The following is a 10,744-nucleotide window of genomic DNA, read 5'->3' as shown; positions in this document are numbered from 1 at the left end:
TATATACAAATATATGTGCTCAGTATTATTATTATACACATCAAGGTACTGCTAGTAGAAAAGGACGCAATGTCCGTGGTCAACTTATAAATAGAATATTAGAAGAAATTATGAATTGAAACTAGCGTGTAGGTAACGATGTGATTTTTTTGTAATTGTTTTTCTGGTGTTTGTCCCATATGCGGCAAAAATGGTGTCAAATAATGCTTACCTGTTACCGTCATAGTTTCTCCTAAAAATAAACTTTTCCGAGGGCTTAAACATATACAGTGTATTTTCATTGCGTAGGTTGGGGAGCCACCCCCGTGCGCGGGTTAAGAGCGTTGAGGGGCGTGGCGTTTGACGTATGTTACCCAACAATATCCCCTCCAACAATTTGTTAGGCGGTTTTCTTATCCCCACCACTTTCAATATGACGACGTAAAACCGAATTAATCAGGGTTTTGTATTCTCCACTCTGCGCTTGAAACCAAGCCATCACATCCGCGTCAAGCTGCACTAGATTTTTTGCTTGAGCAGCCGGAACCCTTAACACAGCCTTCTCAAAGAATTCGTCTGTCAAGGGTGGAATATCAGAATAGTCAATATCATCATCTGACATTGACTTCTTAGCTTCCCAATTAGTACCAGAGGTATTCCTCAAATTGTTGTCGCTCATATTTATTTGCTCTTCGTGCTGAGATAATTCGGATGACATCACCCTGTCGTTCTGTCCAAATAACCACCGCTACACCGTTTCTTAAAAAGCCGATTCCGATCCAACGGTCTTCACCATAGTCAAAACGATTATCTAGCTCAATCAGCATTGAACCGTCAAACATTGTGGGAACATCCGCAAAATCAATTTTATGTTTACGAATATTTTCGAGGTTTTTCGCTTCGTCCCACTCAAACTGCATGAAGATTAAGCAATGCCAATCAGGCTACTAGTTTATTATCGCGCATCCAGAACCCTAAAATAATCTTACAACTTCCATCGGTTGTAAGTTGGTTTAAACGACATTGAAAGGCTAAATTAACTACTCATACTCATGCAACGCTCCTAACTTGCCAATCCCCGACCATATCGAAGCTACCGCAATTACTACCAAAATCGTCCCAACTCCCCCACCAACAACAGCAAGCACCGGACCAAACAAAGCCGCAGCCAAACCAGACTCAAAACCCCCCAACTCATTCGATGCACTAACAAACACACCATTAATCGCGGCAACCCGACCGCGTAAATAGTCGGGAGTGCGAATTTGCACCAATGTCTGGCGAATCACAACGCTAATATTATCCAGTGCGCCACTTAACGTTAGCATCAGCAGTGATAGCCAAAACCAACGCGATAAGCCAAAGATAATTGTCACCACCCCAAAGCCTATAACTGATAAAAGTAGAGCTTTTCCGGCTTTGCGTAAGGGAGGTGAATGTACCAAAATCACCGCCATAATCAACGCACCAATTGAGGGTGCTGCTTGTAGATATCCCAGTTCTATCGGTCCTACCCGCAAAATATCTTTAGCAAAAATCGGTAGTAAGGCTGTCGCACCCCCAAATAAAACGGCAAACAAATCTAAGGTAATAGCTGCGAGAATTAACTGATTTTGCCAGACAAATTTAGCACCAGCAGATAATGCTTTGATGGAAATCGGTTCTTTAGAACGGATGGTAGGCTGGTCTTTGATCGTCGCTACAGAAACAAAAGACAAAAACGCTGCAAATGCTGCCAATAAATACACTCCACTTGCACTTCCCAAAGAAGCGATCGCATATCCTCCTAAAGCTGGTCCCATTACTGAGGCAAGTTGAAAGCTGCTACTATTCCAAGTGGCTGCATTCGTAAACAAACTGCTAGGTATCAACTGCCACAGAAGAGAATCGCTAGCAGGCTTGTTAAATGCTCTAGCAGCACCTGTTAGCAACAAACAAGCATACACCAAGGAAATTGGTGCTTGGGTATAGGAAGCTACTGCCAACCCCAGCGAAGATAAACACGATAGCAGCACTGTTATCATCATGATGCGTTTGCGATCGCATTTATCTGCCACATGTCCGGCAATCAATGTTAGGGCAATAATTGGCACTACCTGCACCAAACCCACACCACCCAAAACCATTGCCGAACCAGTGCGATCGTACAGTTCCCACCCCACTGCAATATTCCTAATTTGAAACCCCGTAAATAGCAGTATCCGTCCAATAATAAATAGTCGATAGTCACGAATTCTCAAGGCTGCAAAGGCATCTTGTTTTACTGCCGATGCTTTAAGGTGCTTTTTTAACTGACGATCGCTCGAAGACATGTTTAAGTAGAGTCAACCCTTCTTCAATGTGTGCAATTTCCTCTGTCGTCAGACTTTCTAGCAAGTCTGCAATGTGAGTGCGAGTTTGGGCAAGGGTTTGCTCAAGATGGTGCTTACCCTCATCCGTAAGATTAAGAACCACCCGTCGTCTTTCTTGGGGATGGTCGCTACGTTGAATAAAATTACGCTGTACTAGCCGTTCTGTAGTTGTAGATGCTGTCGCACAAGTTACACCTAAATGTTCCGCAACTTCTGATAAAGACGCTCCCGGATTGCGTTTGATGAATAGCATTGAGCGCAATTGCGGTATAGATAGAGACGCGGCACTGTTTTCACGCATATCCGCTCGGATAAACCGCATTAATAAGGGAATCGTATCCATTACTTTAACGGCACATTCTTGGGAGGGTTTACCGAGCATCAACTGTTTTTCTCCTGGTTACATCGCCACCCGTGGATAAAGTCGTCCACAGATGATAGTCAAGCCTATTAATGTTAACAAGAGAATTGTACAATCCAGACCAAACCCATAAAGATTCAAGCCATTTACCAGCATTGTACCCCGTAAGGCATCAACTTGATAAGTCAAGGGATTGATGTGAGAAATGATTTGCAACCAACCAGGCATCAGTGATAAAGGATAGATGGCATTACTAGCAAAAAACAAGGGCATTGTTAACAATTGCCCTATTCCTGTAAACCGTTCTCGGTTTTTTACCAAACAGCCAATGATGAGTGAAAAAACACAAAAACAACCCGCGCCTAAAAGTACAATTACTACTACTTGGAGTAATGCTAACGGATGGAGATTTAAGTTAACACCTAACAGCAGCGCTAATCCATAAATAATCACTATCTGTGATAAACTTCGGATTCCACAAGCTAAGGCTTTTCCTAACACCATCGCTGCACGGGGTACGGGACTAGCAAGCAATTTATGCACAATTCCTAAATCTCGCTCCCAAATCAGCGTCATGCCACCAGTCAAAATTGCCACAAATAACACGCTCTGAGCTAAAATACCGGGAGTCATAAAATCTAAATAAGATAAGTTCCCTGTAGGGATAGCGCGAGTGCGGGTAAAAACTTGCCCGAAGATGAGAAGCCATAACGCAGGCTGTACCCCGCGTATCAGTAAATCGTAAGGATCGTGGCGGAGTTTACGCACTTCTAGTTCAGCTATGACTAGAGTTTTGCTGGCTAGTTGGTTAATAGCATAAATAAAATTTTCTCGACGATTTTGTCGTGGTTCAACCCAACCGTTGAGCATTACGTCTGGTTCTTGCCGTGTCATGATAACTAACTCCTGACGCTAATTCGTCCCCTGTATAGTGAATAAAGACATCATCCAAGGTAGCGTTTGTACCTAAAGCAGCTTTTAAATCTGTGGGTGTGCCAGTCGCGATCGCTTTACCGCGATTCATAATTGCTACGCGGTTACACAAACTATCAGCTTCTTCTAAAAAGTGGGTAGTTAAAAATATAGTTGTGCCGTAATCTGCACGAAGTTCCTGCACAAGATTCCAAACTTGGCTGCGAGCAACCGGATCGAGTCCGACTGTTGGCTCATCGAGAAACATAATCTGCGGTCGATGCAAGATGGATTGGGCAATTTCCAGCTTGCGAATCATCCCACCAGAGTAAGTTCTCACCAAGCGATCGCTTGCTTGTTCCAAATTCATAAACGCCAACACATCACGGATGCGCTCTCTGCGTTGCGAATACGGTATATCATACAGCTTGGCAAAAATCAAGAGATTTTCATAGCCTGTAAGACTGCCATCCGCAGAAAGAGCTTGGGGTACATAGCCGATGACTTTTCTCACAGCACCTGAGGAGCGCGTTACATCATAGCTAGCGATGGTTGCCCGTCCACTAGAAAGCGGTAGCAGCGTTGTCAACATCTTGATGACTGTACTTTTACCTGCTCCATTTGGACCGAGCAAACCAAATACTTCTCCTGCTTCTACAGAGATATTCACCGAATCAACAGCGGTGAATTTGTCAAAACGGCGCGTAAGTTCCTGAGTGTCTAATATAACCGTAGGGTTCGGAAAGTCGGCAAGCGTTTCTAAGCGATCGCCTTTTTGCGTCAGTTTCGTCACCGGCAGTACATTCCTTGTTAGTATATTTAGGTTATCTAATTATTAGCTTCTCATATATTACCGAAAAGTCAAGAGCCTATTTTGAGAGTAAGCCGCGATCCCCCGAAGCGTTCAAATCGATTCACACCCCGAATCCACTCGTCAGCTAGACGCGATTTGATCCGGGAAATCTGCGTTCAAGCTTTGGGCGATCGTATCGGTATAGGAAGAATGAAAAATCTTGAAGCTTTAAAATTGATACACCTATAGCTTCGGGTTTAATTCTCGTCTATTTAATTTATCGTCAGTAAAAGCATTGCCAAGAGGGATAGATAAATTATTCATCAATTTTATTTATCGTTTTAAAAATAAATAATATTTGCTGTCATTAAGTAAAAACGAATAATATTGATTTCAAATAAAGCCAAGGTATTTTGCAGCAAAAAATCACTTCTTTCATTGAAGCGCGATCGCCTCCCATATTTCTGAACGGGATTTATCTGCTGATACTAGGCAAAACAAGCAAAACAATCTCGATCATGTGCCTTCACCTGAAAAAACGGAGAGGGACTGGAACGAACACACATTAAATAATTCAGAGCAACAAATATGAGTTGGTTAATTGGTACTTTACTTATCGGGATTTCTGCTGCTTTTGCGACTACTTTTGATGATAATTTGTATTTGACGGCTTTCTTCGGCAAAGTCAATCGTTCGTTTCGTCCCAAGCATGTTATTGTCGGTGAATTTGTGGGATTTACTGCCTTAGTATTTGCTAGTCTCCCTGGTTTCTTAGGTGGTTTAGTTCTTCCAGAAGCGTGGATTGGATTGCTAGGTTTGCTTCCAGTGGCAATTGGTATCAGTCATCTCATGAGTCGAGAAAATCAGGAAGAACTAGTGCAAGATGTGTCACTTAACTTAAATGCTGACAAACCTCAGCGTCAGAAAAAATCGTTATTTGCAATTTTACGCGATCGCCAAACTTACCGCGTCTCTGCTGTCACCATTGCCAATGGGGGAAACAATATTGGAATCTATGTGCCGTTATTTGCTAGTAGCAATCTTCCTAGTTTGGGCGTAATCTTGCTTATTTGCTATATGACAGTTGGAGTGTGGTGTTTTATGTCTTACCACATGACTCGTAATCCTCTCATGGCTCCGGTTCTTGCCCGCTATGGTCGGAAAATCTTTCCCTTCGTATTAATCTGGTTGGGATTCTCTATCTTGATCAAAAGTGGAACCTTTCAACTTATACCTAGTTTTTCAGCGGTTTACAATTAAGCATGACAAGCGATACTGCTGGGGAGTCGTTGCGCGATCGCTCTTCAAAATGAAAACTTTGCCGACATCTTACAGTACTTTCACATATGTTTTTTTAAATATTTAGTACAAAATTTTACAATAAATCCAATTGACAACGATGACCATTGGTAAGGCTAATATCATGTCCGGTTAATTAACACTAATAAAAACATCGTAACCCTCGTAGAGACGTTCCGCTGGAACGTCTCTTTATTAACAATTGTTAAAAAAAGTAGCAGATAGGGAGGAATAACCCATCTGCTACTTGCAACCGGGAGAAGAAACATTACGGGCGCTAACCAGCATGAGCAACTTCTTTCGTGACAGGAGAAATATTGACGGCTTTTACCAAATCGCGTACAACATCCTGTAACCTCTGCTCAACTTCTGCATCTAGCTGGATACTTCCATCGGGCTGTATTTGAATTTGCTTATCTACAGTGTAAATAGTGCTTAGTATGTGCCTAGCTCCTAATTCTGACAGCACAGGTTTCAAAGCATATTCTATTGACAATAAATGAGCGATTGTCCCACCTGTAGCAAGTGGAAGTATAACTTTTCCTGCTAGCGCTTTCTGCGGTAACAAATCCAAAAAGGCTTTCAGGACACCTGTATATGCCGCTTTGTAGATAGGTGTCGCAATAATCACACCCGAAGCTTTTTCTAATAAAGCTTTTGGTTTCTCCAAGGCAGGACTATCGTAACGTCCAAACACCAAATCCTCAGCAGGGATATCACGCGCCAAAATGATATCTACCGTGAAACCCTGTTGTGAGAGGATTTTGCTGGCATACTCAACTAAGCCATAAGTTCTAGAAGGATGACTTGGACTGCCTGCGATCGCTAAAATATGAGCCATTTTGTCAAATCCTGGTAATAATTTCTGGTGTTAATCTACGGTAGCTGCGGTTTTTTCTTTGACTTGTTGTTCGGGAAATTCTCGATTGGCAACTATCTCGCCAAACGGACTAGTTAACTGTGGTTCTAAAACAGGTATATTTTCCAACGGTAAACGCCCAAAGAGTAATTCGGCGACGCGGTAGGCTTCTTCTAAATGGGGATAGCCAGAAAAGATGAAAGTCTCAATTCCCAAGTCTGCATACTCCAACATTCTCTTGGCAACCGTATCGGGATCGCCTACTAAAGCAGTTCCCGCACCACCACGCACTAAACCAATTCCTGCCCACAAATTCGGGCTAATTTCCAAAGCTTCCCGACTGCCATGATGTAATTCTACCATCCGGCGTTGCCCTTCTGAGTCCATACGAGCATAAGCTTTCTTAGCTTCGTCGATCGCTGAAGAATCCACATAGCGAATCAAATCATTTGCCGCATCCCAAGCTTGAGATTCAGTTTCGCGCACAATTACATGTAAACGAATACCAAAGCGGAGTGTCCGTCCTTCTGCTTGGGCAAGTCTGCGAACTGCGGCAATTTTTTCGGCAACCTGTGCAGGTGGTTCACCCCAAGTCAAGTACACATCTACGTGTTTGGCGGCAATACTTTTAGCAATCGGTGAAGAACCGCCAAACCACAAAGGTGGATAAGGTTTCTGCAAAGGTGGAAAAAGTAACTTGCCATCTTTGATGTTGAGATAATCGCCTTGGAAATTAGCAGTTTCACTTGCAGCTATCTGTCGCCAGACTGTTAAAAATTCGTCTGTGAGTTTGTAGCGATCGTCATGAGACAGGTGCAAACCATCCCCCGCTAATTCTACGGGATCGCCACCTGTAACCACGTTAATCAGCAAGCGTCCACCAGAAATGCGATCGAACGTTGCCGCCATCCGCGCTGCTACTCCTGGCGACATCAACCCCGGACGAATTGCCACCAAAAACCGCATTTTTTTTGTATGCGTAACCAGCGCTGATGCCAAAACCCAAGCATCCTCACAAGAACGCCCTGTGGGTAATAAAGCACCTGTAAAGCCCAAGTGATCCACCGCAATCGCAATCTGTCGCCAGTAATCAAAATTTACTGTCCGTCCGCCGATCGCAGTGCCGAGATAGCGTCCTTCTCCGTGTGTGGGAATAAACCAAAGTAGTTGCATAATCCCTATATAGCTGCAAAATTCGGATTATTTCAATACTACAGCAAATCTATCGAGTTACCGTATTTTATCTGACATCCTAAGAGTATTGCACAGGTGAAGGGGGAAAGCAACACTTTTGGCAAATAAAATACGATTTGCCTATCAAGTTATCGTAGTTAATATGAATAACTTTTAGAACTTGAGTTTGACATAAGGAACAATTAGCGGCTTGCCGTACAGCGTTGTTTGTGTAGGTATTTGCCTGTTTGAGGAGGAGTTGTATATCATTACAATTTATCTAAAATATCTATAAATCGATAGATGTACCAAAGTTAATATGTGATATGTTCCGTTTTATCTGGAAATTGCGATCGCCCCATCCCTAGTTCTTCTCGATCATTTTCTAAATTAAAAATATAGAAGCCTTTATCAAAGTTTCTTGACAATTAAATTAGTAAATTTTCAGTTTTGGAGCAATAAATAAGAGGTGATTAAAAAACCCGATATTTACATCGGATTTGTTGTCAATATATTCTCAATAAATCCAAAAAGCTTATCTCAGCTAAATTTGATTATCCAGGGCGTGTGAGGTTTGAAGTCAGAAAATCGATGTGAATTTCTTTAAACTTCAAACCTCTATCCACGGGGGTTCAAAACCCCAACGCCTATGCGTTGCTCGTTTGAGGTTGGGGTCAGAATACCAATACTTAAACCAAACTTCTTCCTTCTTCCTTCTTTCTTCTTCCTTCGTTCAAATGTAATTTAGAAATGAATTTAATTCCCAGTTTCTCACGTATCTAAGTGGGATTTGGATTGAATTCATACACATAATGTGTCCAAACCAACATATATCAAAAACTATTTGTTATAGATTTGTAGACATACAGCAGCAAGCATACATTATATCAGTAACGACAGAACGAAAAATGACTATTTATCCTAGCACGATCGCTATTATTGGCGGTGGCTTAAGTGGTTCTCTAGTAGCAGCAAATCTGATGCGAAATGCAACCATGCCACTGTTCATTAAGTTAATTGAACGCAATCAAGAAGTAGGTAAAGGAGTTGCTTACGGTACGCCATTTGACTGTCATTTGCTCAACGTTCCGGCTGTTAAGATGAGCGCGTTTCCTGATGAACCAAATCACTTTTTAAACTGGTTGCATAAAAACGGATATGAAAAGGTAAAAGAATCTACCTTCGTTCCGCGTAAGGTTTATGGAGATTATGTGCAAGCGACTTTGAACGAAGCAGAGGCAAATGCTCCTTTATTTGTGATGTTAGAGCGAATTACGGATGAAGCTTACGCCATTCATACCAAAAGCGATAATGTCATGGTGAAACTGAGTAGCGGTGAGTGTTTGCAGGTTCAAAAGGCTGTGCTAGCGTTGGGAAATTTCCCTGCGTCTTTACCAAAACCAATTGCTTCTCTAGAGAACCATAATCGCAATATTAGAAATGCTTGGTCAAGTGATGCGATCGCCGATTTAAACCCAGAAGATTCCATTCTGTTAATTGGAAGCGGACTAACGATGGTAGATGCGGTTGTTGCCTTGCACCAAAAAGGATTTCCGGGAAAAATCCATGCTGTCTCCCGTCATGGATTGAAACCGTGCAGTCACAAAACAATAACTCCATTACCGACATTTATTGATGTAAAAACTGCACCAAAAACTGCACGAGAACTACTGCATTTAGTACGTAAGCAAGTGCGAACAGCAATTACTCAAGGTCAAGATTGGCGAGCGGTAATTGATTCGCTGCGTCCGGTTACTGAAGAAATTTGGCAAACACTTTGTTTGAATGAACAAAAAAGATTTCTGCGCCATGTCAAAGCTTACTGGGAAGTTCACCGTCACCGAATTGCTCCAGAAATTGCTGATGTGCTGGATGCTGCTATGCAATCTGGTCAACTAAACTACTATGCAGGTCGGATTCAAACTTGTCGGGAGTTTGACAATAAAGTAGCTGTGACCATTCGCGAACGAGAAACACAGGCAGAGATTGTTTTACAGGTTAACCGAATTCTCAACTGTACTGGTTCAAACTCTAACTACTGCAAATTGCAGCATCCATTACTAGAGAGCTTGCAAGAACAACGGTTGATGCGTCCTAACGCTTTATCAATAGGAATTGATACTGCTGCCAACGGTGCGTTGATTGATGCAGATGGAAATGCTTCTAAATTGTTGTATACATTAGGAACACCGCGCAAAGGTAATCTTTGGGAAACTACTGCTGTTGGAGAAATTCGCGTTCAAGCAGCGAATTTGGCTATTGAATTACTGAAATCCACTTATGTTGTTGATGAAAAACCAGCCATGCTATTTCGTCAACTTTTCGACAAAGAGTCAAGTACATACACGTACTTAATAGCCGACCCAGAAACCAAAGAAGCTATTCTCGTAGACCCGGTATTAGAGCAAGTTGAACGCGACATTCAAATATTACGAGAACTGGGGCTGACTTTGCGCTATTGTCTGGAAACTCATATTCATGCTGACCACATGACTGGGACAAGTAAACTTAAGGATATGACGGGTTGTCTAAGTATCATGCCTGAAAATGCCCAGACTACTTGTGCAAACAGCTATATTGCCGATGAAAGTATGTTGCAATTGGGCAACGTTCAAATTCAAGCGATCGCTACTCCCGGACACACTGACAGTCACATGGCTTACCTGGTAAATAATACTCACTTGTTAACCGGAGATGCGCTATTCATCCGGGGTTGCGGTCGTACCGATTTCCAAAACGGTGATGCTGGACTACTATATGATGTCGTCACGCAGAAGCTATTCACGTTACCAGATGATACCAACGTATATCCCGGTCACGACTACCACGGACAAACGGTGTCTACTATTGGTGAAGAAAAGCGCTGGAATCCCCGATTTGCCGGACGCAGCCGCAGCCAGTTTATCATCTTAATGAATAACTTGAACTTGCCCTTTCCGAAAAAAATGTCATCAGCTGTACCTGCAAATCAACGTGGTGGCGTTTTATTTGTATTAGATTATCAAATTTGAAGATGC

10 protein-coding genes are annotated in these 10,744 nt (G+C 42.4%); 2 read left to right on the top strand and 8 right to left on the bottom strand.

Annotated elements, in window-relative coordinates:
- Positions 1 to 379: 379 nt before the first annotated feature.
- The 6 genes from AABK37_RS22350 to AABK37_RS22325 all read right to left on the bottom strand — a co-directional run bounded on the left by AABK37_RS22350 (position 380) and on the right by AABK37_RS22325 (position 4,396).
- Complete coding sequence (locus AABK37_RS22350; RefSeq protein WP_432553725.1) at positions 380 to 601, bottom strand: BrnA antitoxin family protein; 222 nt, start codon at positions 599 to 601, stop codon at positions 380 to 382.
- A gap of 19 nt (positions 602 to 620) precedes the next feature.
- On the bottom strand, positions 621 to 899 hold the full coding sequence (locus AABK37_RS22345; RefSeq protein ID WP_432553724.1) for a BrnT family toxin: 279 nt from the start codon (positions 897 to 899) through the stop codon (positions 621 to 623).
- 120 nt (positions 900 to 1,019) lie between these two features.
- A complete protein-coding gene (locus tag AABK37_RS22340) occupies positions 1,020 to 2,291 on the bottom strand; it encodes an MFS transporter (RefSeq protein WP_432553723.1) in 1,272 nt (423 codons plus the stop codon).
- A complete protein-coding gene (locus AABK37_RS22335) occupies positions 2,254 to 2,715 on the bottom strand; it encodes a MarR family winged helix-turn-helix transcriptional regulator (RefSeq protein WP_432553722.1) in 462 nt (153 codons plus the stop codon). The genes AABK37_RS22340 and AABK37_RS22335 overlap by 38 nt, the downstream gene beginning before the upstream one ends.
- Positions 2,716 to 2,730: 15 nt before the next feature.
- Entirely contained in the window at positions 2,731 to 3,585 is an 855-nt protein-coding gene (locus tag AABK37_RS22330) for an ABC transporter permease (protein ID WP_432553721.1), read from the bottom strand.
- A complete protein-coding gene (locus AABK37_RS22325) occupies positions 3,542 to 4,396 on the bottom strand; it encodes an ATP-binding cassette domain-containing protein (protein WP_432553720.1) in 855 nt (284 codons plus the stop codon). The genes AABK37_RS22330 and AABK37_RS22325 overlap by 44 nt, the downstream gene beginning before the upstream one ends.
- Before the next feature lie 588 nt (positions 4,397 to 4,984).
- On the opposite strand from AABK37_RS22325, the gene AABK37_RS22320 reads away from it, so the two are divergent.
- Positions 4,985 to 5,656 (top strand): cadmium resistance transporter, encoded by a 672-nt coding sequence (locus tag AABK37_RS22320; RefSeq protein ID WP_432553719.1) that lies wholly within the window; start codon positions 4,985 to 4,987, stop codon positions 5,654 to 5,656.
- Positions 5,657 to 5,972: 316 nt separating this feature from the next.
- On the opposite strand, the gene ssuE is transcribed toward AABK37_RS22320, so the two are convergent.
- Complete coding sequence (ssuE, locus tag AABK37_RS22315; protein ID WP_432553718.1) at positions 5,973 to 6,536, bottom strand: NADPH-dependent FMN reductase; 564 nt, start codon at positions 6,534 to 6,536, stop codon at positions 5,973 to 5,975.
- A 30-nt stretch (positions 6,537 to 6,566) separates the two neighbouring features.
- The gene (gene ssuD, locus AABK37_RS22310) at positions 6,567 to 7,727 is read right to left on the bottom strand and encodes an FMNH2-dependent alkanesulfonate monooxygenase (protein WP_432553717.1); all 1,161 of its coding nucleotides are present in this window, start codon (positions 7,725 to 7,727) and stop codon (positions 6,567 to 6,569) included.
- A 908-nt stretch (positions 7,728 to 8,635) separates the two neighbouring features.
- On the opposite strand from ssuD, the gene AABK37_RS22305 reads away from it, so the two are divergent.
- Positions 8,636 to 10,738, top strand: a complete 2,103-nt coding sequence (locus tag AABK37_RS22305) for an FAD/NAD(P)-binding protein (protein WP_432553716.1) — start codon at positions 8,636 to 8,638, stop codon at positions 10,736 to 10,738.
- Positions 10,739 to 10,744: the final 6 nt, after the last annotated feature.

Source organism: Tolypothrix sp. VBCCA 56010 (genome assembly GCF_050875635.1).
GTDB lineage: Bacteria > Cyanobacteriota > Cyanobacteriia > Cyanobacteriales > Nostocaceae > Hassallia.
This window is presented reverse-complemented; position numbering and strand designations above follow the sequence as displayed.

What these genes read in the sequence shown, in the direction of transcription:
- AABK37_RS22340 (WP_432553723.1), bottom strand. Translation starts at nt 2,291, where the DNA reads ATGTCTTCGAGCGATCGTCAGTTAAAAAAGCACCTTAAAGCATCGGCA.
- AABK37_RS22330 (WP_432553721.1), bottom strand. Translation starts at nt 3,585, where the DNA reads ATGACACGGCAAGAACCAGACGTAATGCTCAACGGTTGGGTTGAACCA.
- AABK37_RS22320 (WP_432553719.1), top strand. Translation starts at nt 4,985, where the DNA reads ATGAGTTGGTTAATTGGTACTTTACTTATCGGGATTTCTGCTGCTTTT.
- AABK37_RS22345 (WP_432553724.1), bottom strand. Translation starts at nt 899, where the DNA reads ATGCAGTTTGAGTGGGACGAAGCGAAAAACCTCGAAAATATTCGTAAA.
- ssuE (WP_432553718.1), bottom strand. Translation starts at nt 6,536, where the DNA reads ATGGCTCATATTTTAGCGATCGCAGGCAGTCCAAGTCATCCTTCTAGA.
- AABK37_RS22350 (WP_432553725.1), bottom strand. Translation starts at nt 601, where the DNA reads ATGTCAGATGATGATATTGACTATTCTGATATTCCACCCTTGACAGAC.
- AABK37_RS22305 (WP_432553716.1), top strand. Translation starts at nt 8,636, where the DNA reads ATGACTATTTATCCTAGCACGATCGCTATTATTGGCGGTGGCTTAAGT.
- ssuD (WP_432553717.1), bottom strand. Translation starts at nt 7,727, where the DNA reads ATGCAACTACTTTGGTTTATTCCCACACACGGAGAAGGACGCTATCTC.